At 59.3% G+C, this 23,434-nt stretch carries 21 protein-coding genes and 1 pseudogene; 14 read left to right on the top strand and 8 right to left on the bottom strand.

Annotated features, from left to right (window positions below):
• Window positions 1–50 precede the first annotated feature (50 nt).
• The 11 genes from ACR0K4_RS13390 (at window position 51) to ACR0K4_RS13340 (ending at window position 13,757) form a co-directional block, all read left to right on the top strand.
• Window positions 51–944 carry a carbohydrate ABC transporter permease gene (locus tag ACR0K4_RS13390; RefSeq protein ID WP_480519034.1) on the top strand — a complete coding sequence of 298 codons (894 nt, stop codon included), beginning with the start codon at window positions 51–53 and terminating at the stop codon, window positions 942–944.
• Entirely contained in the window at window positions 944–1,825 is an 882-nt protein-coding gene (locus ACR0K4_RS13385) for a carbohydrate ABC transporter permease (protein WP_480519032.1), read from the top strand. Before ACR0K4_RS13390 ends, ACR0K4_RS13385 begins: the two co-directional genes overlap by 1 nt.
• Before the next feature lie 4 nt (window positions 1,826–1,829).
• On the top strand, window positions 1,830–2,945 hold the full coding sequence (locus ACR0K4_RS13380; RefSeq protein ID WP_480854367.1) for an ABC transporter ATP-binding protein: 1,116 nt from the start codon (window positions 1,830–1,832) through the stop codon (window positions 2,943–2,945).
• Between the two features lie 181 nt (window positions 2,946–3,126).
• Window positions 3,127–4,089, top strand: a complete 963-nt coding sequence (locus ACR0K4_RS13375) for a sugar kinase (protein WP_480854366.1) — start codon at window positions 3,127–3,129, stop codon at window positions 4,087–4,089.
• 145 nt (window positions 4,090–4,234) lie between these two features.
• Complete coding sequence (locus ACR0K4_RS13370; RefSeq protein WP_480854365.1) at window positions 4,235–5,740, top strand: class I adenylate-forming enzyme family protein; 1,506 nt, start codon at window positions 4,235–4,237, stop codon at window positions 5,738–5,740.
• Entirely contained in the window at window positions 5,733–6,923 is a 1,191-nt protein-coding gene (locus ACR0K4_RS13365) for an acetyl-CoA C-acyltransferase (RefSeq protein ID WP_480854364.1), read from the top strand. Before ACR0K4_RS13370 ends, ACR0K4_RS13365 begins: the two co-directional genes overlap by 8 nt.
• 17 nt (window positions 6,924–6,940) lie before the next feature.
• Window positions 6,941–7,666 carry an IclR family transcriptional regulator gene (locus ACR0K4_RS13360; RefSeq protein WP_480854363.1) on the top strand — a complete coding sequence of 242 codons (726 nt, stop codon included), beginning with the start codon at window positions 6,941–6,943 and terminating at the stop codon, window positions 7,664–7,666.
• A 19-nt stretch (window positions 7,667–7,685) separates the two neighbouring features.
• Complete coding sequence (locus ACR0K4_RS13355; protein WP_480854362.1) at window positions 7,686–9,746, top strand: 3-hydroxyacyl-CoA dehydrogenase NAD-binding domain-containing protein; 2,061 nt, start codon at window positions 7,686–7,688, stop codon at window positions 9,744–9,746.
• Between the two features lie 2 nt (window positions 9,747–9,748).
• Window positions 9,749–10,936 carry an acyl-CoA dehydrogenase family protein gene (locus ACR0K4_RS13350; protein ID WP_480519018.1) on the top strand — a complete coding sequence of 396 codons (1,188 nt, stop codon included), beginning with the start codon at window positions 9,749–9,751 and terminating at the stop codon, window positions 10,934–10,936.
• A gap of 3 nt (window positions 10,937–10,939) precedes the next feature.
• On the top strand, window positions 10,940–11,998 hold the full coding sequence (locus tag ACR0K4_RS13345; protein ID WP_480519016.1) for an acyl-CoA dehydrogenase family protein: 1,059 nt from the start codon (window positions 10,940–10,942) through the stop codon (window positions 11,996–11,998).
• A gap of 145 nt (window positions 11,999–12,143) precedes the next feature.
• Entirely contained in the window at window positions 12,144–13,757 is a 1,614-nt protein-coding gene (locus ACR0K4_RS13340) for a GMC family oxidoreductase (protein ID WP_480519014.1), read from the top strand.
• Window positions 13,758–13,795: 38 nt separating this feature from the next.
• Here ACR0K4_RS13340 and ACR0K4_RS13335 read toward each other — a convergent pair whose 3' ends face one another.
• The 3 genes from ACR0K4_RS13335 to ACR0K4_RS13325 are packed head-to-tail and all read right to left on the bottom strand — an operon-like array spanning window position 13,796 to window position 15,848.
• Entirely contained in the window at window positions 13,796–14,593 is a 798-nt protein-coding gene (locus tag ACR0K4_RS13335; RefSeq protein WP_480854361.1) for an iron chelate uptake ABC transporter family permease subunit, read from the bottom strand.
• Window positions 14,593–15,333, bottom strand: coding sequence for an ATP-binding cassette domain-containing protein (locus ACR0K4_RS13330; protein ID WP_480854360.1), 741 nt, complete (start codon window positions 15,331–15,333; stop codon window positions 14,593–14,595). Before ACR0K4_RS13330 ends, ACR0K4_RS13335 begins: the two co-directional genes overlap by 1 nt.
• On the bottom strand, window positions 15,330–15,848 hold the full coding sequence (locus tag ACR0K4_RS13325) for a transcriptional repressor (RefSeq protein WP_480519009.1): 519 nt from the start codon (window positions 15,846–15,848) through the stop codon (window positions 15,330–15,332). Before ACR0K4_RS13325 ends, ACR0K4_RS13330 begins: the two co-directional genes overlap by 4 nt.
• A gap of 56 nt (window positions 15,849–15,904) precedes the next feature.
• Here ACR0K4_RS13325 and ACR0K4_RS13320 point away from each other — a divergent pair, with 56 nt between their 5' ends.
• The 3 genes and pseudogenes from ACR0K4_RS13320 to ACR0K4_RS13310 all read left to right on the top strand — a co-directional run bounded on the left by ACR0K4_RS13320 (window position 15,905) and on the right by ACR0K4_RS13310 (window position 18,436).
• Window positions 15,905–17,014, top strand: coding sequence for a zinc ABC transporter substrate-binding protein (locus ACR0K4_RS13320; protein WP_480854359.1), 1,110 nt, complete (start codon window positions 15,905–15,907; stop codon window positions 17,012–17,014).
• Between the two features lie 314 nt (window positions 17,015–17,328).
• Window positions 17,329–17,765: pseudogene (locus ACR0K4_RS13315) on the top strand (membrane dipeptidase); the annotation flags it as partial.
• Window positions 17,756–18,436: an Ldh family oxidoreductase gene (locus tag ACR0K4_RS13310; RefSeq protein ID WP_480854394.1), complete on the top strand. Its 681-nt coding sequence runs from the start codon at window positions 17,756–17,758 to the stop codon at window positions 18,434–18,436. The pseudogene ACR0K4_RS13315 and the gene ACR0K4_RS13310, both read left to right, overlap by 10 nt.
• Window positions 18,437–18,474: 38 nt before the next feature.
• Here ACR0K4_RS13310 and ACR0K4_RS13305 read toward each other — a convergent pair whose 3' ends face one another.
• Genes ACR0K4_RS13305 through ACR0K4_RS13285 form a run of 5 tightly spaced genes read right to left on the bottom strand, consistent with a single transcriptional unit; the run spans window position 18,475 to window position 23,433 of the window.
• Window positions 18,475–19,170 carry a FadR/GntR family transcriptional regulator gene (locus tag ACR0K4_RS13305; protein ID WP_480519005.1) on the bottom strand — a complete coding sequence of 232 codons (696 nt, stop codon included), beginning with the start codon at window positions 19,168–19,170 and terminating at the stop codon, window positions 18,475–18,477.
• Window positions 19,171–19,172: 2 nt separating this feature from the next.
• Window positions 19,173–19,997 (bottom strand): sulfite exporter TauE/SafE family protein, encoded by an 825-nt coding sequence (locus tag ACR0K4_RS13300; protein ID WP_480519106.1) that lies wholly within the window; start codon window positions 19,995–19,997, stop codon window positions 19,173–19,175.
• A gap of 12 nt (window positions 19,998–20,009) precedes the next feature.
• Window positions 20,010–20,759 carry a DUF1028 domain-containing protein gene (locus ACR0K4_RS13295; RefSeq protein ID WP_480854358.1) on the bottom strand — a complete coding sequence of 250 codons (750 nt, stop codon included), beginning with the start codon at window positions 20,757–20,759 and terminating at the stop codon, window positions 20,010–20,012.
• Between the two features lies 1 nt (window position 20,760).
• Complete coding sequence (locus ACR0K4_RS13290) at window positions 20,761–22,554, bottom strand: gamma-glutamyltransferase family protein (RefSeq protein WP_480854357.1); 1,794 nt, start codon at window positions 22,552–22,554, stop codon at window positions 20,761–20,763.
• Window positions 22,555–22,569: 15 nt separating this feature from the next.
• Entirely contained in the window at window positions 22,570–23,433 is an 864-nt protein-coding gene (locus ACR0K4_RS13285; RefSeq protein ID WP_480519002.1) for an ABC transporter permease, read from the bottom strand.
• Between the last annotated feature and the right edge of the window lies 1 nt (window position 23,434).

The raw sequence follows: 23,434 nt of genomic DNA, 5'->3' as shown, positions 1-23,434 counted from the left end.
CCGGTGGCCCTGTCCATACGTTCCCCCAACTCACATCCAAGAGGCAGCCCATGTCGAACATGGCCGAGGCGGATTTCAAAACCCGTCTGCAAAACTGGATACCCAAACTGGTCCTGTCTCCGTCGCTGGCGATGGTGCTGCTGTTTGTCTATGGGTTCATCCTGTTCACCGTCTATCTTTCCTTTACCGACAGCCGGATTTTGCCCAGTTACGGTATGGTTGGGTTCGAGAACTATGACAAACTGTTCCGCCTGAGCCATTGGAACATCGCGATCACCAATCTGGGCATCTTTGCATCGCTCTATATCGTGATCTGCTGTGCCATCGGTCTGGGTCTTGCGATTTTTCTGGACCAGAAAATTCGTGTCGAAGGCGGTTTGCGCACAATTTACCTGTACCCGATGGCGCTTAGCTTCATCGTGACAGGGACTGCTTGGAAATGGATGCTGGACCCTGGTATCGGCATCGAGAACACCATGCATTTGTGGGGTTTTGAGAACTTTGAGTTTGACTGGATCAAAGACCGGGATTTCGCCATCTACACAGTAGTCCTGGCCGCCGTCTGGCAGACCAGCGGCTTTGTCATGGCAATGTTTCTGGCCGGGTTGCGCGGCATTGATAACGAAATTCTGAAAGCTGCCCAAATGGATGGCGCGTCGAATTGGAATCTGTATCGCCGTATCATCATCCCGCAGTTGCGACCCGCTTTTTTGTCGGCCTTCGTGATCCTCAGCCACCTTGCAATCAAAAGCTATGACCTTGTTATCGCGCTGACCGGCGGTGGCCCGGGTCGGGCGACTGAACTGCCTGCAACATTCATGTATTCCTACACATTTACGCGGAATCAGATGGGGATTGGTGCAGCCTCGGCGGTGATCATGCTGATGACCATTGCCGCGATCATGATCCCATATCTTTACGCCGAATTGCGGGAGAAGAAATAATGTCTGTCGCAACACAAGATACCGCAATCCGCACCGGTCGCGTCACGCGAACCCTGATTTACGTCACCTTGCTGGTCTTTGCGCTGTTCTACCTTCTGCCGCTCTTTGTTATGGTGATCAACTCGCTCAAGCCGCTTGAGGAAATCACCGGAGGCAACATCATTGCCTTGCCCGAGGTCTGGACGCTCGATGCCTGGAAAAAGGCGTGGTCCGAGGCGCAGGTGGGCGTGAACCAGACCGGGTTGAAGCCGTATTTCTGGAACTCGATCAAGATGGTGGTGCCGGCGGTGATCGTCTCGACCATGCTTGGCGCGCTCAATGGATATGTGTTGACCAAATGGCGGTTCCGGGGCGATACGATCCTGTTTGGCCTGATGCTGTTTGCCTGCTTCATCCCCTTTCAAATCGTTCTGATCCCGATGGCCCGCGTGCTGGGCCTGTTGGGTCTGGCCGGGTCAACCTGGGGTCTGGTGCTGGTGCATCTGGTTTACGGTGTCGGCTTTACCACACTGTATTTCCGCAATTACTATGCCGCATTCCCGACCGAGCTGGTGCGGGCAGCGCAGATCGACGGCGCCGGGTTCTTTCAGATTTTCTGGCGCATCCTTCTGCCGTCGTCGGGTCCGATCATCGTGGTCAGCGTCATATGGCAGTTCACCAATATCTGGAACGACTTCCTGTTCGGGGCGTCCTTTGCAGATTTCGACAGCCAGCCGATGACTGTCGCGCTGAACAACCTCGTGCAATCTTCAACGGGTGTTAAGGAGTACAATGTGCACTTTGCAGGTGCCATCCTTGCTGCCCTTCCCACTCTTCTCGTCTATGTCGTCGCCGGTCGCTATTTTGTGCGCGGTCTGATGGCAGGCTCTGTCAAAGGCTGATCCAATGGGTTTTCTTGATATCGACAACGCAACCAAATCCTACGGCTCGGTCGAGGTCCTGCACAAAGTGGACATCGCCGTGGAAGAGGGCGAGTTTCTTGTCCTTGTTGGTCCGTCCGGCTGTGGCAAATCCACCTTGCTTAACATGATCGCGGGGCTGGAAGAGATCACCAGCGGCGAGATCCGGATCAAGGATCAGGTGATGAACGGGGTGCACCCGTCGAACCGCAATATCGCGATGGTGTTCCAGTCCTACGCTCTCTATCCAAACATGACCGTGGGGCAGAACATCACCTTTGGCCTTGAGATGCACGGTGTGCCCAAGGAGGATCGTGAAAAGGCCATGGCGGACGTTGCCAAATTGCTGCAGATCGAACAGTTGCTGGATCGCAAGCCGGGCCAGCTGTCCGGCGGGCAGCGTCAGCGGGTGGCCATGGGCCGGGCGCTGGTGCGCGACCCGGACGTGTTCCTGTTTGACGAGCCGCTGTCGAACCTTGATGCCAAGTTGCGCGTCGATATGCGGACCGAGATCAAGAAGCTGCACCAGAAGCTGGGCACCACCATCGTCTACGTGACCCATGACCAGATCGAGGCTTTGACCCTGTCGACCCGCATCGCGGTGATGAATGGAGGCTATGTTCAGCAGTTGGGCACGCCCAAGGAAATCTATGACACACCGGCCAACCTGTTCGTGGCGACCTTTATGGGTTCGCCGTCGATGAACCTTATCGCGGTTGCCTTGCGGTCTGAAAGCAACGCGCTTTATGCGGATACGGTAAATTCGGACGGTGACAAGATCAGCCTGGCTATTTCTGACCCAACGCCAAACCAGATGGGATATGCGGGCCAGTCTGTTCTGCTGGGCGTGCGCCCTGAGGCGTTGACCGATATCGAAGGCGCTGATCAGACGTCGCGCCATGTTGAACAGGTTCAGTCCAATGTTGATGTGATCGAACCCGCCGGGTCTGACACTTTTGTCGCGACCACGATCGGGGGTGCTGAATGCGTCGCCCGCATGCGCGCCGACACAAGCGTCTCGGTCGGACAGAGCACGACATTTGCTGTCAACATGGAGAAAGTTGTCCTGTTCGACAAGAAAACCGAAAACAGGATCGCTTGATCGGCGTGGAGTGGTGTTTCGAGATTAATCTCGGGGCCTTGTAGCAATTTGTGTTTCGGGGTCCGCTCATCGTTCTGGACAGATCGGGTTGGATCGGCATGATGCAATTCATGCCCTTACAGATCTTTGAAATTTCGGATGCCTCCCACCATGTTCCGCTCTGGTTGACGTCTGGGGATCGATGCCGGTCCACTTCCGAACAAGCTGTGTGCGCATGCTGAGTTTCCGGTCACAGAGGGTCATCGCGATTGGCGAAGCGATGATTGAATTGGCTGATATCGGTGATGGGACCTATCGCCGAGGGTTTGCCGGTGACACGTTCAATACGGTCTGGCACATGGCGCAGATACCCGAGCATGCGGGTCAGGTTGGCTTTGTGACCAAGGTTGGAACGGACACTGTATCGAATGCGTTCGTGGCACAGGTGCGCGAGGATGGGCTGGACGCCGGGTGCATCGGACACGAGACTGCGCGCACCATGGGGCTTTACATGATCGAGCTGAACGGGGTGGAGCGCAGCTTTCAGTATTGGCGCGACTCATCGGCAGCGCGTCATGTGGCGGATGACCCGGACTGGCTGACCCGCGCGATCAATGGAGCTGGGCTTGTGCATCTGTCTGGCATTACGTTGGCTATACTCTCGCCCGCCGCGCGGCACACCTTGTTGACGGTCCTGGCCGAAGCACGCTCCCAGGGGGTTGTGGTGTCCTTTGACCCGAACGTGCGGCCTCGCCTCTGGTCGTCCAGTGATGAGACACGCGAGGTTTTGGCGATGTTCAATGCAATTACCGACATCGCGCTACCCAGTTTTGACGATGAAAACGCGCTTTGGGGGGATGCCACGCCTGTCGATACGCTGGACCGCCTGCGGCAGGCAGGGGTTGCCGAAATCGTCGTCAAGAACGGAAAAGATGCGGTCGCGGCCTGGACTGATGGAAATGCAACCCGGGTCGAAACCCCATCGGTCGAGGGCATTCGCGATACTTCCGGTGCCGGAGATGCCTTTAACGCAGGCTATCTGTCAGCCCGTTTGCAGGGCCATGCGCAGGGCACGGCCGTACAGTGGGGTCAAACCGTCTCGGGCGAAGTGATCCGACATTTTGGCGCACGGATCCCTAAAGATCACATGCCCCAACTGGGTTAGTGACTCAGATCTGGCCGAAAACCTCTCTCGCTGAAACGACGTGAGTGATAACTGGAATTGTGCCGCATTGCGGTACACTATACCGCATATTTACATCTTTCCCCATAGACGATAAACCGACGATGCAGCCTGCAAGGAGAGTACATTGCATCGAATCCACCAGCTGATCGAAGACAAGGACCCGGCGGGGCTGGCCATTATCGATCATGATGGTGCGGTTTCTTCTTATGGAGATCTCAGGGACGCGGTGGAGGTCGCGGCAACGATGCTTCAATCCTGCGGCGTTCGGCCGGGGGATCGAGTTGTTGTGCTGGCAGAGAATTGCGGGACTTATGCGGCCGTCATTCTGGCGCTAAGCCAGCTCAGTGCCTGGATCGTTCCCCTCAATGCGCGCGCGACTGAACGTGAGGTTGATACTGTTCTTGCCCATTCCGGCGCGCGCTGCGTGGTCTGCACAGTGGGCGTTTCAGAGGCAGCAAGGGCGCATGCGGAACGGCTTGGTGCCGTGACCAGAGGCCAGATACTGTGTGGGCCACTGGCTATTTCCGCGCCGAGGGAAACGCAGGTGGAACCAATTGAGGACGGAGCCGGGCAAGTTGCCACGATCCTTTACACGTCGGGAACAAGCGGCGCGCCTAAAGGTGTGATGCTGACCCATGACAATCTGCTGTTTGCAGCGCAGTCCTCGATGCGCCGTCGGCAGGCAACTGCTGCGGATCAATCTCTGGCTGTCTTGCCCGGCACTCATATATTTGGATTTACATCGATTATCCTGACCATGTTCCTGGCGGGAGGCAGTCTACGGTTCCAACCCCGGTTCGACCCGGCGCTCGTGATCGAGGGATTGCAAAGCGGTGCCACGATGCTGTCGGGCGTGCCGCAGATGTTCGCGTTGCTACTCAGGCACTGCAAGGATAACGGTATCGATAGGGTCGAAACCGGGTTGCGTTATTTGTCATCCGGGGGCTCGCCGCTTGATCCCAGTTGGAAACGCCGGGTCGAGCGGATTTTCGGTCAGCCCATCCACAACGGCTATGGCCTGACCGAAGGATCACCGGGTATTGCTACCACGCAGATCGAGACTCCGCCGCAGGACGATTGCGTTGGTCCAGCATTGCCGGGGGTCGAGGTTCGGCTGGACAATCCCGGTGCTGACGGGGTCGGCGAGTTGCTGGCGCGCGGGCGCAACATCATGTTGGGTTATTACCGCAATCCTGAGGATACGGCCAAAGCTTTCACCGCTGATGGGTTCTTGCGCACCGGCGATCTGGCGCGGATCGAACCGGACGGACGTATATACATCGTTGGTCGTTGCAAAGAGGTCATCATTCACTCGGGCTTCAACGTTTACCCGCCCGAGATCGAAGCGGCGCTGAACGCGCATCCATCGGTTATACAAGCCGCAGTGGCAGGTCGTTCGCGGGACGGGAACGAGGATGTCCTGGCTTTTGTGACCTTGCGCGCAGCGGTCACCGCGTCCGAGTTAAAGGCATATCTCCGAGAAGATTTGGTTCGATACAAAATCCCGCATCACATCGTAATCGCAGACACGTTGCCCGAGGCGGCGACGGGGAAGATACTGAAACACAAGCTGGTTGAGACCTTTGCGTCCGAACTGGCACAACTGGATGAAGAGGCCCAACATGCTTGACGCTTATATCTACGACGGGCTGCGCAGCCCATTTGGTCGCCACGGTGGCGCGCTCGCCTCGGTCCGGCCCGATGATCTGGCGGCGCAGGTCCTTGAGGCACTGGTAAAGCGAAGTGCGTTCGATGCCGCCGAAATTGAAGACGTGATTCTGGGAAATGTGTGTCAGTCCGGCGAGGACAGCCGCAACGTCGCCCGCTATTGCACGCTGTTGGCCGGGTTGCCGATCGGGGTCGGCGGTCTCACCGTCAACCGCCTCTGTGGATCCGGCATGTCGGCGGCGCTGGACGCCGCGCGCTCGGTCACTGTGGGTGAGGCGGACCTGTATGTTGCAGGCGGGGTCGAAAGCATGACCCGAGCGCCTTTTGTCATCGCCAAGTCGGAAACGGCCTTTGCCCGCCAGTCGCAGATTTTTGACAGCGCCATTGGGGCGCGGTTCTCGAACCCCAAAATGACCGAAAGCCACGGCGAATTTCCGATGCCAAAAACCGCTGACAATCTGGCCGAAGACTACCAGATTACCCGCGAGGCGTCGGATCAGTTCGCCCATGCCTCGCAGGTGCGGTTCGAAGCGGCCCGGGCACGCGGTTTCTTTGAAGCCGAAATCACCCCGGTCACCGTGACGGGCCGTAAGGGGGCAACGCACGAGGTGGTACAAGACGAACATCCCCGCCCGGATGTGCAGTTGGAGAAAATGGCTGCGCTGCGGACGATTTTCCCGGGTGGCGTGACGACGGCGGCGAATGCGTCGGGCGTGAATGATGGCGCGGCGATGTTGATGATCGGCGCCAGAAGCGACCGTGCGGCCCCGCGCGCCCGTATCGTGGCGGGTGCCATTGCTGGTGTGCCGCCCCGGATTATGGGTATCGGCCCTGCTTTTGCAGTGCCCAAGGCGTTGGAACGCGCGGGACTGACACTGGACAATATGGACCTGATTGAGGTCAATGAAGCCTTTGCCGCGCAAGTCCTGGCCTGTTGCAAGCATCTTGATCTGGACCCTGCCGACAGTCGCCTGAACCCCAATGGCGGTGCGATTGCGGTCGGACATCCACTGGGAGCGTCCGGCGCACGGATCATCCTGTCCGCGATGCGCCATCTTGAAGAGACCGGTGGGCGGTACGCGTGCCTGTCCATGTGTATCGGAGTAGGGCAGGGGATTGCTCTGGTCCTTGAGCGTGTTGAATAGGGCGTCCGGGGTCCCGCATGTCCGACGCTGACAGAGACCGCCGGTTTGCTTCTACTCTCGCCAAGGGGTTGCGCATCATGCAGGCCTTCAAGCCGGATGACGCGTCGCTGGGCAACCGTGAACTGGCCCGGCGGACGGGTATGCCACCGTCAACGGTGACGCGAATGACGTTTACGCTGGCTTCGATGGGATTTCTGGAACAGCTTCACCCTTCGGAAACCTATCGGCTTGGCCCGTCGGTTATGGCCTTGGGGTATACTGCGCGCGCCGGTTTGTCGTTCCTGCCGATGGCCGAGAATGTGATGCAACAACTGGCCGACGACACTGGTGTTTTGGTCGCTCTGACGATGCGTCATGGTGATGCGGCGATGCTGACGCGCTGTTGGCGACCGCGCGATGCATCTTCGCTTTGGCTTAGTGAAGGGCACCGTATACCGATGGAACAAAGCGCGGCCGGCCGGGTCATGCTGGCGGCAGATGCAACACACAATGGCATGACCGACCAGCTTTGCGCAGACCGGGCGCAATTGGAAAGCCGGGGATATGTAACCTCATTCGGGGGCTGGAATAACGGCGTCAATGCCTGCGCGGTGCCGTTTTGCAGCACCCCGGGCGCGCAACCTCTGGCGTTTTTATGCGGGGCCAATGCGACAGATCTGGACGCTGACCGGCTGGAGCAGAGCGTAGCCCCCAAACTGCGCGACACGGTACAAACACTCAGGCTGAGCCTCGGGCTCGCATGACAGAAAACAGGAGATAACCATGGCTGCAGTCGACATTCGCAAGGACGGTGAAATTGCCCTCGTCAAGATCGACAACCCGCCGGTAAACGCGGCCGGTTACGACGTACGTGCCGGGCTGGTGCAAGCTGTGCAACAACTGGCTACGGATGATGCTATAAAGGTCATCGCACTCTATGCCGCAGGCCGGACCTTTGTTGCAGGGGCTGATATCCGAGAGTTCGGCCAGCCGCCAAAACCACCACTTCTGCCCGAAGTCTGTGAAATACTCGAAGCAAGCGCCAAGCCGATTGTCTGTGTTCTTCACGGCACCACGCTGGGGGGCGGTCTGGAGATTGCGCTAAGTTGTCAGGCACGTGTAGGGATCAAGGGTCTCAAACTCGGCTTGCCAGAGGTCAATCTTGGTCTGTTACCCGGGGCGGGGGGTACCCAGCGTCTGCCGCGTCTGGTTGATGGGCAAACCGCGCTGACAATGATCACGTCCGGCAAGCCGATCTCGGCAGAAGCCGCCCTGAAGGCCGGGTTGCTGGATGATCTGCAAGAAGGTGACCCCGAAACCGTGGCAACGAACAGCGCGCGTCAGGTGCTGGACGGCACGCTGCAAACCCGTGTGACTGCGGAACAGGTCAACCGCATTACAGTTGAACAACTTGATACGTTCCGTGCGCAAGCCAGGGGTGAAGTCACCTTGCGCGCCTTGAAAGCGGCGGAAGCCAGCAGTTTGCCCCTCGAGGACGGGCTACAGGCTGAACGCGCGCTGTTTGTCGAAGCTTTGGGAAGCGACGCGCATAAAGGTCTGAAACACGCCTTCTTTGCCGAACGCGCCGTGGCGCATATCCCTGAAGCCGACGCCGAAGCACGCGATGTCAAATCCGGCGGCGTCGTCGGCGGCGGTACGATGGGTTCCGGTATCGCGACAGCGATGCTGTTGGCGGGGCTTCCCGTGTGCCTGATCGAAATGGAAGAAGATCGTGTCGCTTTCGCGCGTACAACCATCGGTAAGAATCTTGAGGGGGCAGTCAAACGCGGGAAGTTGACCGAGGCCCAACGCGATGCGGCGCTTTCCGCTCTGACTTGTACCACAGATATGAATGCGTTGGCGGACGCGGATGTGGTGATCGAGGCCGTATTCGAATCCATGGACATCAAGCGGGAGGTGTTCGGAAAGCTGGACAGGATTTGCAAGTCGGACGCTATCCTGGCAACCAACACCTCATATCTGGATGTGAACGAAATCGCAGCCACGACCGGGCGGCCTCAGAATGTGATCGGGCTACATTTCTTTTCACCGGCGCATGTGATGCGTCTGCTTGAAGTGGTGGTGGGCCGCGAAACCGCGCCCGAAATTGTTGCGACCAGTTTCAAACTGGCAAAGGCGCTGCGCAAGATCGCCGTGCGGTCCGAAGTGTGCGACGGGTTTATCGGCAACCGCGTTCTGGCGCATTACCGCAAATCCACAGCCTATATGCAGCTTGATGGCGCGCCATTTGACCAGATCGACAGGGCTTTGGAAGATTTCGGGTTTGCCATGGGGCCCTTCGCGGTCTCAGATCTGGCAGGGCAGGATATCGGTTGGGCCACGCGCAAACGGCAAGCCGAGTTCCGCCCGACCGAAGAGCGGTATGTCGAGATCGCGGATCGTATCTGTGAGCAGGGTTGGTTCGGGCGCAAGACCGGCAAAGGATTTTATATCTATGACGGCCAGACCCGCAGCGTGAACCCCGCCGTGGGTGAATTTGCCGAGGCAGAGCGGGCCGCCAAGGGCATCACGGCCAGAACGTTTACGGATCAAGAAATTGTGGATCGCTACATGACTGCAATGGTGTCCGAGGCCGCGCGGGTGGTCGAAGACAAGATCGCTTTGCGTCCCATCGACGTGGATGCGGTTTTTCTGTTTGGCTATGGTTTTCCGCGCCATTGGGGTGGTCCGTTGCAATATGCCGATATCACCGGCTTGGACGTTTTGGTCTCGCGCATCGAGCAATATGCTCGTGAAGACTCCCATTACTGGCAGGTGCCCGCGCTTCTGCGCGACCTGGCGGGTTCCGGGCGGAGCTTTGATGATCTGAACAAGGCGTCCTGAACATGGATATGCGTTTCACCCCAAAGGAAGACGCGTTTCGCACCGAGGTCCAAGCGTTTCTTGACCAGAACCTGTCCGAAGATCTGATCCGCAAAGGCCGGAACGCCGAGCCGCTGACCAAAGAGGATATGGAGGGCTGGCATGCGAAATTGAACGCGCGCGGGTGGCTAGCCGCGACCTGGCCCGTTGAATACGGCGGGACGGGTTGGACCGCGGTTGAGCGGCATATCTTCGAAGAAGAGTGCGCTCTTGCCAACGCGCCCCGAACGGTTCCGTTTGGATTGAATATGCTGGGTCCGGTGCTGATCAAATTTGGCACCGAACAGCAGAAGGCCGAGATTTTGCCGCGCATATTGGATGGTTCGGACTGGTGGTGTCAGGGCTATTCCGAACCGGGCGCGGGGTCTGATCTGGCCAGTCTGAAAACCCGGGCCATTCGCGACGGGGACGCATATGTGATCAACGGCCAGAAAACCTGGACCACGCTCGGACAATACGCAAACAGGATTTTCTGCCTTGTGCGCACCTCGACCGAGGGCAAGCCGCAGGAAGGCATAAGTTTTGTGCTTGTGGATATCAGCACCCCGGGGATCGAAACGCGCCCGATCAAACTGCTGGATGGCGGGCACGAAGTGAACGAAGTGTTCTTTACAGACGTGCGCGTGCCCATTTCCAATCTGGTGGGTGTGGAAAACAAAGGCTGGACCATCGCCAAATATCTGCTGACCCACGAGCGGACGAACATTGCCGGGGTCGGGTTTTCGACTCGCGATCTGGAAAAGCTCAAGAATTTGTCCAACCGGATCGTCAGAGCGGGAAAGCCACTGGCACAAGACCCACTTTTTGCAGCCGAGATGGCCGAGGTCGAAATTGATCTAGAGGCGCTGCGGGTCATGAACCTGCGCATGTTGTCAGCCGCGAAAGAAGGCGCTGCGTCGGGCCCTCAAAGCTCGATGCTCAAGATCAAGGGAACGGTGATCCGACAGAGAATCCTGGCGCTGACCCGTATCGCACTTGGGTCGGCCGCCTGTCCGTTTCCAGCCAGCGCGCTACCCGAAAACGCGATGTCGGTGCCGGAAGAAGCCGCAGGGGCCGCCGCCACCTATTTCAACAACAGAAAGCTCTCGATCTTCGGGGGATCGAACGAAATTCAGCGCAACATCATTGCCAAAGACCTGTTTGGAGGCTGACCGATGGATTTTACCCTGACCGAAGACCGCCAGATGTTGTCGGACAGCCTGCGGCGATATCTGACACAGCAATATGATTTCGATACGCGCGCAACTGTCGTCGAAACAGCTCCGTATCATTCACCTGCCAAATGGGCGGAACTGTCCGCGTTAGGTGTGGTTGGGGCATTTGTTTCTGAAGAGTGTGGCGGCTTTGGCGGTGAGGGGTTTGACATCACCACTGTGTTCGAAGAATTGGGGCGCGGGCTTTGCCCTGAGCCCATGTTGGCCGCTTTGATGAGTGTTCGCGCCTGTGCCAACTGCGGGTCCCTCGATCTCGTTCAGCAGATGATTGCCGGCGAAAAGCGCCTGTGTCTGGCGGTGTTCGAACCGGACGCGGATTCACTGCCCTTGATACGCGCCAGCGCGGACCGTTCGGGCGATGGCTGGGTCCTTAATGGGCGCAAAACAGTGGTGTATGGTCTGCCGGGTGCTGATGGCGCTCTGGTTGCCGCGCGTATGGGGGCAAGTGTTGGCCTGTTTCTGGTCGAAGCGTCTGAGACAATCGACTATGCGATGATCGATGGCGGCGGCGCAGGAGAACTGATCCTCGATACGACCCCAGCCATCTGCCTGCACGAAACGGCCGGTGACATGATCGAGGCCACGTTGGATGCCGGGCGTCTGGCCCTGTGCGCCGAGGCGGTCGGAGTCATGGGGGTACTGTTCGACATGACGGTGGACTATCTCAAACAGCGCAATCAGTTTGGACGCCCGATTGCACGTTTCCAGGCTTTGCAACATCGCGCCGTCGATATGGCGATTGAAATCGAGCAATGCCGGTCGATCACCATTCTGGCGGCGAGCAAGCTGGACAGTGCCGAGGCCGGAAAATTCATCGCAATGGCCAAACAACTGATCGGGCGCGCTGGGGCGATGATCTCGGAAGAATGCATTCAGTTGCATGGTGGGATTGGCATGACATGGGAATATCCCGGATCGCACTATGCCAAGCGGCTCGCGATGATTGATCATCAACTTGGCGACCGCTACGCGCAGTTGAACCGCGTAATGGCGGGTTGAGACCCCGAGATCAAAGACAGGCGGATTGCCAATAAGTCAACGCCCCTGTTGCCGCGACGGCATGGTTGCGCCAACCTATTGAACCCTCATTTTATGGCCATCACTGCACACCGCCGGTTCATGGTGCCAGGAAGGGGAAAGTCGCTTGGTCTTTGATTATGTAATTGTCGGGGGCGGGTCGGCGGGCTGCGTGCTGGCGAGCCGGTTGACCGAAGATCCTGAAGTTACTGTCTGCCTGCTTGAGGCGGGCGGGGCTGGAAACAGCCTGCTGGTCCGCATGATGCTGGGCGGTGCCATTATGATCCAAAACAAGCCTGTTCAGATCAACAACTGGTGCATGGAGTCGGTTCCGCAGCCCGGTCTGAACGGGCGAACAACTTACCAACCACGCGGCAAAGCGCTTGGCGGCTCGAGCGCAATCAATGCGGCGCTGTATGTGCGCGGGCAGAGGCAGGATTATGACGACTGGGCCAATCTTGGCAATGACGGCTGGGATTGGGACAGTATGCTTCCCTACTTTAAGAGAGCAGAAAACAATCAACGGGGCGCCGACGCTGAACACGGTGCGGATGGTCCCTTGCAGGTGTCGAACCAGCAGGCTCCGCGCGACATCTCTTATGCCTTTGTCGAGTCCGCCGCTCGGCTGCAGCATCGTCGGGTGGACGACTTCAATCGGGGAGATCAGGAAGGGGTCGGCCTCTATCAGGTGACTCAATTCCACAACGCGGACAAGAATGGCGAACGTTGCTCGGCAGCTGCGGGTTATCTGTTTCCGATCATGAATCGTCCGAACCTGACGGTCGTTACTCAAGCCTCGGTCCAGCGAGTGATACTGGATGGCAAACGTGCAACCGGAGTCTTGTACCGCCACAAAGGAAAGGATGTTGAGGTCACGTCCCGCCGCGAGGTTCTGGTCTGCGCCGGAGCCCTGAAATCACCTCAGATTCTACAACTTTCCGGCATCGGAAATGGGGATGACCTGGCAGGTCTTGGCATCAATGTTGCGAATGATTTACCGGGCGTGGGTCAGAACCTTCAGGATCATCTTGATTTTTCTTTATCCTTCCGAAGTACGTATAAGGACAATCTGGGCATCAGTCCAAAAGGCGGGCTGAACCTTCTGCGCCATGTCCTGCAATGGAAAAAGGACGGCAAGTCCATGGCTGCGTCACCGGTGGCCGAAGGCGGTGCCTTCCTGAAAACCTCACCCGATCTGGATCGCCCGGATATTCAGCTGCATTTCATGATGACCATCGTGGATGATCACCTGCGCAAACTGTATTGGGGGCATGGTTACAGTTGCCATATGTGCAAGCTGCGCCCTGAAAGCCGTGGCCGCGTGTTTTTGCAAAGCACTGATCCTTTCGCGATGCCCGGGATTGATCCGGCATTCCTGAGCGACCCGCGTGACCTTGAAACCATGATCAAAGGAGTACGGATCGCCCGTGAAATCATGAAATCGCCCCCACTGGCCGAATACGAGCTTTCCGAGATGCACGGAACAGACACAGCCAGCACGGGCGCTGATTGGGAACGTCATATTCGCGCCCGCGCAGATACGATCTATCACCCGGTCGGGACGTGCAAGATGGGTGTAGACGAAATGGCCGTGGTTGACCCTTCGTTGCGGGTGCGTGGAGTTGATGGGTTGCGGGTTGTCGATGCGTCGATCATGCCAAACCTGATTTCGGGCAATACCAACGCGCCGACCATTGCCATCGCAGAAAAAGCAGCCGATCTGATCCGCAAAACTGCCTGATATCCGGAACCAGGTGTCCCGCCGATCGATCTGCTAAACTAGGTCTTGCGATGAGAATGCCAGCCGATCAGGCTCAGGCAAGCAAACAACAGTGCCGCAACACAGACGATAGACGGGCCTGCCGGGGTGTCGAAGATATATGCGGCCCGCAAACCCGCCACGGCGGAAAAGGCACCAATGGCCGCAGCGACCACGGCCATGGCTTCGGGTGAGCGCGCCAGACTGCGCGCGGCGGCGGCAGGGATGATCAGCATCGCCGCAATCAGCAGAACCCCCACCACCTTGATGGCCACAGCGACAGTGACCGCCAGGCACACGGTCAGTATCAATTGCTCGCGTTTGGGATCAAAGCCGCTCGCATAGGCCAGTTCCTCGTTCAGGGTTGCCGTCAACAGGCGTGACCATCGCCATGCAATCAGCGCAACGACAAGCGCCGCGCCGCCCCATATCACCAACAGATCGGTGCGGGATACGGCAAGAATGTCACCAAACAGATATGCCATCAGATCGATGCGCACCCCGGACAGGAACGAGACAGCGACAAGCCCGAAAGCAAGCGCCGAATGCGCCAGAACACCCAGCAGCGTGTCCATCGCATAGCCGCGTCCGGACAGCAGCGTAACGGTCAGTGCCATGGCCAGCGCGACAGCCAGCGCTCCGGCAAAGATCGACATCTGAAAGGTCAGTGAAAGTGCGACGCCGAGGATCGCGGCATGGGCGGTGGCGTCTCCGAAATACGCCATGCGCCGCCAGACCACGAAACAGCCCAACGGTGCAGCAGCGCAGGCGACGCCAATGCCCGCCAGCGCGGCGCGCGTCATAAAATCATCAAGCATTACTCTGCCGCTTCCTGAGAGTGCTCACATTGGTCGTGATTATGGTCATGATCATGGCGGTATAGGGCCAGAGCGCCGCCTGTTCCGGTCCCGAACATGGCGCGATACTCCGGTGCCGAGGCCACCACGGCCGGAGAGCCTTCGCAACACACATGGCCATTCAGGCAGATCACCCGGTCAGATGCGCTCATGACCACATGCAACTCGTGACTGATCATCAGAATTGCGCAGCCGGTGTCACGGCGCACGTCCTCAATCTGGCGGTAAAACGCCGCTGATCCCGGCTGGTCAAGCCCCTGGGTCGCCTCATCCAGCAACAAAACGTCCGGTTGGTTGATCAGGGCACGGGCCAGCAGAACGCGCTGAAACTGACCGCCGGACAGCTGCGACATCTGCCGGTTCAGCAGGTCAGGCACGCCGGCGGTTTCAAGCGCCCGGGCGCAGGTCGCGCGCGACACCGGATCGGTCAGACGCATGAACCGCTCGACCGAAATTGGCAGTGTCGGATCAATATGCAGCTTTTGCGGCACATATCCGATTTTCAATCCCGGTTTCCGATGCACTTTCCCGGCGGATGGTTTGGCAGCTCCGATAATGGCGCGTAAAAGGCTTGTCTTGCCGGACCCGTTGGGGCCAACAATCGTCACGATCTCTCCGGGTTCGATCACCATGTCGACATGGCGCAGCACAGTATTGGCCCCATAACGCACGCTTAGGTTTTCGACGGTAATGGCACTCATTTTCCGGCTTTCTCTGAGCAATCGGGGCAAAGCCCTTCGGCTTCGACAACGGTCCGTTCGATCTCGAAACCTGCTGCGCGTGCAGCAGCGCCCAGCATGCCTTTGGAAGGGCCTGCCTGCGCTTCGGCGACGCCATCGCATTTTCTGCAAATCATAAACGCCGGGGAATGTGCCGCGCCGGGGTGCGAACAGGCAACGAACGCATTCAGACGTTCGATCTTATGGACAAACCCGTTCTGAACCAAGAAATCCAGCGCCCGGTATGCCACCGGAGGTTGCGAGCCGAACCCATCCTCGCGCAACCGGTCGAGAAGTGCATATGCACCCAGCGCGCGATGTTCCTGCAGCAGGATCTCCAGAACTTTTCGCCGAACAGGTGTCAGGCGCAGGCTTTGCTCTTTGCACCGGGCCTCGGCCGTAGCCAATGCCATTGCCACGCACGAGGCATGGTCGTGCTTCTGAAAGCCGACCGGTGTGGTTTCACCAACCGGGTTCGGGCGCGTCTCACTTGTCATGTTATTCCATATCATATAATCAGTCGGCAATGTTATAAAATCACACAGAGGGTTCGATGTCCAGAAAGCTTCTTTCATTGTCTTTTATGGCAACACTATTAGGTGGAACAGCCATCGCTGATGTCCCGAATGTTGCGGTAGACATCGCGCCGGTCCACTCGCTGGTGGCGCGGGTCATGGATGGGGTCGGGGCCCCCGACCTGATTGTTCCGGCTGGCGCATCGCCGCATGAATACAATCTGCGCCCGTCAGAGGCTGCGGCACTGCAGAATGCTGATCTGGTCTTTTGGATCGGAGAAGATCTGACGCCCTGGATGGAAGGGGCAATTGAAACGCTGAGCGATGGTGCGACCATCACGACCCTGTTGGAGACTGACGAAACCGTTTTGCTCGATTTTCGGGAAGGCGCGTTGTTTGAAGAGCATGACCACGGTGACGAAGACGATCACGGGCACGACGATCACGGGCATGAAGATCATGATGATCATGACGGTGAACACGCGCATGACGAAGATCACGATGACCATGCGAAAGACGATGACCACGATCATGCCGAAGTTGAAGAACATGACGCGCACGATCACGATGACAAACACGATCACGACGACCACGCCGATCATGACGACCACGAAGATCATGATGGGCATGCGCATGGGGAACATGACCCTCACGCCTGGCTGTCCCCGGCAAATGCTGAAATCTGGCTGAACCTGATCGCGGCACAACTTTCAGCTGCTGACCCCGACAATGCGGGAACATATTTTGCAAATGCCGCAGCTGCGCGGGAAGAAATGACGGCGTTGTCAGCAGAAGTGTCCAAAACGCTTGAACCAGTTCGTGGTGGTCAGTTTGTCGTGTTCCACGACGCCTATCAGTATTTCGAAGACGCGTTCGATCTTCCGGCGTCGGGGGCGATTTCTTTGAGCGATGCCTCTGACCCAAGCCCGGCGCGTATCACCGAAATTCAGGCGCGTATCCGCGAAGAAGGCATTGATTGCGTGCTGACTGAGCCGCAATTCAATCCCGGGATCGTGGCAACCGTGCTGGAGGGAACCGAGGCCAAAACTGGTGTGATCGACCCGCTAGGGTCTGATCTGGAGTCGGGTCCGACGCTTTATCCGCAAGTCATTCGCAACCTGGCAAAAACGCTGGCCGAATGTTTGTGATCCAAAGAGATTGAGCAGCGGTTGTATGGAACCCGGCGTGCTTTAGCGGCGCGTCGGGCAATCCACGCTTCAGCGACGGTTGGCCATGATTTCGCGGCAGTTGACCTGTGACAAGCGGGTTCGCGTTTGAAGGATGGGATTGGCAGGCATACGCGGCCGCGAAAACCGAAACACCTCGGACCAGTTGCGCATTTTCTTGCCGTACGCTGTAATCGCGACTTGCAACCAGGCTTAGGTGTATTGATTGCCTGCAATATGTGGACTGGCCAGAGAAGGTCTTCTGCCAGTTGCGCGCGAACGGCGTGGATGCGGTCCCCATCGCCATCACCCACGCGAACCCGCGCGCATGGTCGCATGGCCTGCGGAACAAGCGCGATGTGGTGTCCGTGCGGTGACGGAAAAGGATGGGATGCTTGGTTTCTCGGTTTATCCGCACCATCTGAAGGATAAATCCGACGGCACGTTGGACAATTTTTGTGAAATGATAGCCCGTTCCGCAGACAAGTACGGCGCAAGCCACCTTGGGATCGGCACCGGCCTGTGTCAGGACCAGCCCGACAGCATCGTCGAATGGATGCGTGTGGGCCGCTGGACCCAGCAAATCGACTATGGCGAAGGCTCAGCCTCGGCGCCCGGTTTTCCACACATGCCAAGCTGGCTTCAGGATAACCGTGATTTAGGCAATATCGAGGCTGGTCTGCGCGCCACCCTAGCTGAAATCGAAGACCTGTCCTTCGGAGGCTGGCCGCGGCGGACACCTGTGAGGCCAACGCCCGCCCTCTGGCTGTCGCGACGGTCCCGACCGGGGCCGACGGCGTGGCGAGTCACGGGCTGGCCTATGTCCCGACCTATTGCCAGCATGTGCAGTACGGTAAGGTCGGCGGGCAGGCTGCGCCCGTTCTGGAACAACCATGCCCTGGCGTTGTGACGGTTGACGCTGCGACTGGATTTGCCCATTCCCCAATCGCGGCCCGGTTCGAAGCACTGATCCCCACCGCCCGTACACAGGGTGTGGCTGCGCTGGCGATCCGCAACAGTTATAACTGCGGTGTTCTGGGTTATCATGCGTTTCGATTGGCGCAGGTCGGGCATGTGGGCCTCGGCTATCCCAATGAGCCTGCTTCAATCGCGCCGTCCGGCGGTAACACGGGTGTCGGCGTCGCTGTCAGGGTGCAACTCATAGCGGCAGCGCCGACCGGAGCCACGCTGGGAATCAACGCGTCCCCGTTTTCCGGAACATTGGGCGGACCGAAAACGGGGCAGTTTTTCACAGCGATTGATCCCGGAGCGACGGCGAATGGATGGTTTACGGCAGGGATGTCGGTGCTGGTCGAGGCGATCCGCGCGCAGGAAGGGGCGCATTTGCCCGGGCATGGTTGCGCGTTCAGACGGTGTGGCGGTCAATACGGCAACTCTGGCTAAGATCGAAGAAATCCTGAGCTAGTCGTACCGGCCAGAGATCATGTGTCCGGACCATAGGTTCTGTCCCGCAGCATAGCATTTGACACCGCAAGCAAGTGTGTTTCCATCACCTCGGCGGCCGCCTGACTGTTGCGATCCGCGATATTGCTGAACAATTGCTGGTGCTGTTCGCCCAGTCGCATGAGAGTTGACGGAGAGTACCGCGTTTCACGCCTGCGGGTCCACTCGGCCTGTCGCCGGACTGCACGAATGGAATCGTACACTGTCAGAAACAGAGGATTATGGGCCAGTTCCGCGATTTTGTAGTGGAAAATATCGTCGGCCACGCCATAGGCCTGCGTATCGGCGGCCTCAAGCGTTGCCTGCGTCAGTTGTTCCAGCGTTTTCAATTCTTTGATCGAAGCCCTTTGTGCGGCCAGTGCGGCCAGGGCGGGTTCGATCTCCAGTCGAACTTCCATCACGTCGCGAGGCATGACCTTGGCGGCGACGGCACGAAACGGGCTGGTGCCGACAGCTGGAGGCGGTGAGACGAAAGTTCCCTGACCGTGCCTGCGAAAAACGGTGCCGTCTTCTTCGAGTTGATCCAGAATGCGGCGCATCCGGGTTCGGGTGACGGTCAGTGCATCAGCCAGCGCGCGCTCGGGCAGCAGCTTTCCGTTTTTCAGGAAATCTCCGGTTTCGATCCCCGCACGCAACGCCGCGGTGAGTTCCGTATCAGTTGGACAGTTCCCCAAAGTCAGAAGGCTCCGATCAGGTCGTAAAACATGCGCAGGGACGTAAGCATCAGGAACGCGCCGAAAGCAAGACGCAATGCGCGCGGCGAGATCGAGTGTGCGATGCGGACACCTACATGTGCAAAGCTGGTGGTTAGTGGAATGATCAATGCCGCGGCCACAAGATTGACGTAGCCGATTGAAAACGGCGGCAGGCCCTCTTGTCCAAACCCGGTCGCGGCATAGATCAGCGCACCGGGCAACCCGATGACAAATCCGATCGCCGCAGCGGTGCCCACGGCGCGCCGGATGTCATAACCCAGAAAATTCAGCACTGGTACGCAGACCGTGCCGCCGCCGATGCCCATCATGGCCGACACTGCTCCGGCGAAGATACCTGTTCCGGTCCAGACGCGCGGCGAGAAACTGCGGGGTGTTTCGTCTTCCGTGGGTTTACGCAGGATCATGTCCAATGCCACCAGCCCGGCGACACTCGCAAAGACCGCAACCAGAATATAGCCGCTGACCAGACCACCCAGCAGCCCGCCGATGATCACACCCACAAGGATCGCGGGGGCCCAGCGTTTCAGCAGCGCCATATCCAGTGCGCCGCGTTTGTAATGCCCCCAGCTTGAGGACAACGCCGTGAACACAATGGTCGCCAATGAGGTTCCGACGGCCACCTGCATCGTCAACGCGGGATCATTGCCGTTCAGCGACAGGGCAAAATACAACGCGGGAACGATGACAATCCCGCCGCCGACCCCCAATAACCCGGCCAGAATGCCGCCGAAGACACCGGCGGCCCCAGCGATGGCCAACAGAGGCGCCACCGAGGACAGAGCCATCGCGCCCAAGGCTCAGGGTGCTCCTGTCGCCAGCGACACGCTGGTTCGCCCATCGGCCTTACGCTTGGCTTCCGCAGCGGCGATGGCTTTTTCCAAAGCGGCGCGGTCCGGGTTGCCTGAAAAGTTCTGCGTGCTTGGCATGGCTTCGGCGAAATGCAGGTAACGCTCACCGGCCACATCATACAAGCGACGCAGTTCTGCCAACGGATCGTGATGATCGTCGGTTCGAATGTCGAGCCAGGAATGCGCCTCACCCCGGTGGATCACCATCCCCGCCGCCTGTTTGCCGCGCTTGTCGCCGCCATTGCGCTCACCTGCCTCCATCGCTGCGATCAGGCGTTCGGGAAAAGACAGGTTGCTGGCGGATGCAAAGGCTTCAAACGTGGCGTTGATCACGTCCGGACCGGCCAGCATGTTCCCAGCGACCGAATGGGTGTCGCCACTGCGATGACCGGCCCAATCCACGCAATCCTCTCCGGTATATGCGGCGAAGCCGCCAGACGCGTCCATCAGATGCGCCTGTCGCGCCGCGCGCCCATCGTCGCGCTGCACAAGATCATCCAGTACGGCCTGCGCGGCTTCGCCAGCCTCAAGGCGCCGCAAACCCTCAGTTCCCCAAACCGGGTTCGAAAACGCCTGCGAGGCAATTGCACTGCGGGATCCGACTTTGGGCACCCGCGCGCCACAGGCAAAAAAGCGGCTGGCCACGATCAGGCCGATGGCCCCGGTGTCCGTATCTTTTGCAATCAGAGAATACGTCATCTTATCGTCCCACCGCGTAAGCCTGCATCAAGCGCGGTGTAGCTGCCGCGCGCAGGGTTCCGTCCTGTTCGCGGAGGGCCGCTGTCAGACGGCCCACGGTCCAGCCATCGGCCACCGTGACCTTGTGGCCGCGCGCGCGCAGGTCTTCGATCACCGTTTCGCCAAAGGTGGCCTCGATCATCATCTCTCCCGGAGCAGCGGCGCGGGGATAGAACGAGCCCTGAAAATGCATCGAATGAAACAGCGGCGCGTCCATGCATTGCTGCAGTTCCAGACCGAAATGCACAAAGCGCAGGAACCATATCAATTGCCACTGATCCTGCTGGTCGCCTCCGGGTGTGCCAAAAACCATTTGCACCCCGTCCTTTTCCGCAAGGCTGGGTGTCAGCGTGGTCCGTGGCCTGCGCCCGGGTGCAAGTGAGCTCGGCAGGCCCGGTTCCAGCCAGAACATCTGCGCCCGGCTGTTGAGCGGAAATCCCAGCCCCGGAACGACCGGAGAGCTTTGCAGCCAGCCGCCCGAGGGCGTCGCCGCGACCATATTGCCCCAGCGGTCGATTACGTCGAGATGCACGGTGTCGCCGCGTTTCTCGGTTAGGTGAGACATGGTTGGCTCACCGGCGCTGGCCCCGGCATTGGCCGAGAAATCCCGCGCGGCGCGGGCAATATAGGCATCCGCCAGATGTTCAAACCCCGGCACCCGACCCGGGCGTTGCTCGTGCGAGGCGTCCGGTGAGATCAGCGCGCGACGCTCGGCGGCGTAAGCGTCGCTGAGCAGGTGGTCCATGGGGATATCACTATGGTCGGGATCGCCGTAATAGGCCTCGCGGTCGGCATAGGCGAGCTTCATTGCTTCGATGACCGTATGCACGAATTCGGCCCCGTTCGGGTCCATTGATCCAAGGTCGATCCCTTTGAGAATGGCCAGCGTCTGCAGCAGCACCGGCCCCTGGCTCCAGGCCTGTGTCTTGTGGACGGTCCAGCCGTGATAGTCATAGGTCAGCGTGTCTTCATACGTGGCCTGCCAGTTTTCCATATCCGCGCGCGCCATGACGCCTGCATTACGCTGTCCCGAGACGTCCATGACCTTGGCGTCGGCCAGATAGTCAAAGATGCGATCCGCCACAAAGCCTTGCCGCCACGCGCGGCGGGCGGCATCAATCTGGTCGGTGCGGTCGTCATGCACGGCCTCGGCATCTGCGACCAGACGTTCATAGGTCGCGGCCAGAGCGGGGTTGGCGAAATTGCTGTGGGGTTCGGGCGCTTGTCCGTCGGGCATCCATGTTTCCGCCGAGCTGGGCCATTCATCTTCGAAGAAATCGGAAAGGCCACCGATGGTATGCGCGACGCGTGGCAACACGGGATGGCCGTCGCGGGCATAGTCGATGGCGGGCTGCATGACATCGCGCAGCGGCAGCTGGCCATGATCGCGCAGCATCAGCATCCAGCCGTCAAACGCGCCGGGCACCACCGTGGCCAACAGGCCCGAGCCGGGGATCAGGTTCAGGCCCAGCCCGGTGTAATGCTCAATGGCGGCGGCGGCGGGGGCAGGGCCTTGGGCGCACAGCACCTGTGTTTTGCCGGTCTTGGCCGAGTGGAAAATGGCGGGCATGTCCCCTGCGGGGCCGTTCAGATGCGGCTCGACCACTTGCAGGGTCATCGCGGTGGCGACGGCGGCGTCAAAGGCGTTGCCGCCCTTTTCCAGAATACCGAACCCCACGGCCGAGGCGATCCAGTGCGTCGAAGTAACGACGCCGAAAGTGCCTCGGATCTCGGGGCGGGTGGTGAATTCAGTCATTTCTGGTCTCCGAAATCAATGTTCGCGCGGGTCCAGCGCATCGCGCAGCCCGTCGCCCAATAGGTTGAACCCCAGCACCACGAGGAAGATCGCGATGCCCGGCCACATGGCCATCCACGGGGCTTGGTTGAGGAAGTTTTTGGCGGTGTTCAGCATCGATCCCCAGCTTGGCGCGGGCGGTTGCTGGCCAAGGCCGAGGAAGGACAGCGACGCCTCGGCTATGATGGCGGTCGCGATGGTCAGCGTCGCCTGCACGAGCACCGGCGGCAGCACGTTTGGGAACACGTACCGCGTCAGGATTTTGGGGGTCGGCAGGCCAATGGCGCGGGCCGAGGTCACGTAGTCTTCGGCCTTGACTGACAGGACCTGACCGCGTGTCAGGCGGATGAAGATTGGTGTCGCCGACAGGCCGATGGCGATCATGGCATTGGTCAGCGACGGGCCAAGAAACGCGGCCAGCGCGATGGCGAGGATCAGGAACGGCGCGGCCAGCAGCGCCTCGGTACAGCGCGAGATGATGGCGTCGATCCAGCCGCCGAAATAGCCTGCGATGATGCCCAGCGGCACACCCAGCAAGACAGCGATCCCGACCGAGACGACGCCTGCCAGCAACGACGCCTGCGCCCCCCAGATCATGCGCGACAGCACATCCCGTCCGATCTCATCCGTGCCAAACGGATGCGCAGCAGTGGGCGCTTTGCGCACCGCGCCCCAATCGGTGGCCGCCGGATCGGGCACAGGCAGGATCGGGGCCAGAAGGGCGATCAGCACGAAGAACGTGACCAGCACGCCACCCAGCATGGCGCTTTTGTGGGTGCGGAATTTCTTCCAAACCCGGTTTTCGGGACGGCGCGCGAGGATGGGATCAGCTAGGGCCATG

This window comes from Ruegeria sp. K11 (assembly GCF_056531905.1).
This window is presented reverse-complemented; position numbering and strand designations above follow the sequence as displayed.

Bases quoted from the DNA above. Each gene is read 5' to 3' on its own strand.
- ACR0K4_RS13390 (WP_480519034.1), top strand. From the start codon at position 51: ATGTCGAACATGGCCGAGGCGGATTTCAAAACCCGTCTGCAAAACTGG.
- ACR0K4_RS13385 (WP_480519032.1), top strand. From the start codon at position 944: ATGTCTGTCGCAACACAAGATACCGCAATCCGCACCGGTCGCGTCACG.
- ACR0K4_RS13380 (WP_480854367.1), top strand. From the start codon at position 1,830: ATGGGTTTTCTTGATATCGACAACGCAACCAAATCCTACGGCTCGGTC.
- ACR0K4_RS13375 (WP_480854366.1), top strand. From the start codon at position 3,127: ATGCCGGTCCACTTCCGAACAAGCTGTGTGCGCATGCTGAGTTTCCGG.
- ACR0K4_RS13365 (WP_480854364.1), top strand. From the start codon at position 5,733: ATGCTTGACGCTTATATCTACGACGGGCTGCGCAGCCCATTTGGTCGC.
- ACR0K4_RS13360 (WP_480854363.1), top strand. From the start codon at position 6,941: ATGTCCGACGCTGACAGAGACCGCCGGTTTGCTTCTACTCTCGCCAAG.
- ACR0K4_RS13355 (WP_480854362.1), top strand. From the start codon at position 7,686: ATGGCTGCAGTCGACATTCGCAAGGACGGTGAAATTGCCCTCGTCAAG.
- ACR0K4_RS13350 (WP_480519018.1), top strand. From the start codon at position 9,749: ATGGATATGCGTTTCACCCCAAAGGAAGACGCGTTTCGCACCGAGGTC.
- ACR0K4_RS13345 (WP_480519016.1), top strand. From the start codon at position 10,940: ATGGATTTTACCCTGACCGAAGACCGCCAGATGTTGTCGGACAGCCTG.
- ACR0K4_RS13335 (WP_480854361.1), bottom strand. From the start codon at position 14,593: ATGCTTGATGATTTTATGACGCGCGCCGCGCTGGCGGGCATTGGCGTC.
- ACR0K4_RS13330 (WP_480854360.1), bottom strand. From the start codon at position 15,333: ATGAGTGCCATTACCGTCGAAAACCTAAGCGTGCGTTATGGGGCCAAT.
- ACR0K4_RS13325 (WP_480519009.1), bottom strand. From the start codon at position 15,848: ATGACAAGTGAGACGCGCCCGAACCCGGTTGGTGAAACCACACCGGTC.
- ACR0K4_RS13320 (WP_480854359.1), top strand. From the start codon at position 15,905: ATGTCCAGAAAGCTTCTTTCATTGTCTTTTATGGCAACACTATTAGGT.
- ACR0K4_RS13300 (WP_480519106.1), bottom strand. From the start codon at position 19,997: ATGGCTCTGTCCTCGGTGGCGCCTCTGTTGGCCATCGCTGGGGCCGCC.
- ACR0K4_RS13295 (WP_480854358.1), bottom strand. From the start codon at position 20,759: ATGACGTATTCTCTGATTGCAAAAGATACGGACACCGGGGCCATCGGC.
- ACR0K4_RS13290 (WP_480854357.1), bottom strand. From the start codon at position 22,554: ATGACTGAATTCACCACCCGCCCCGAGATCCGAGGCACTTTCGGCGTC.
- ACR0K4_RS13285 (WP_480519002.1), bottom strand. From the start codon at position 23,433: ATGGCCCTAGCTGATCCCATCCTCGCGCGCCGTCCCGAAAACCGGGTT.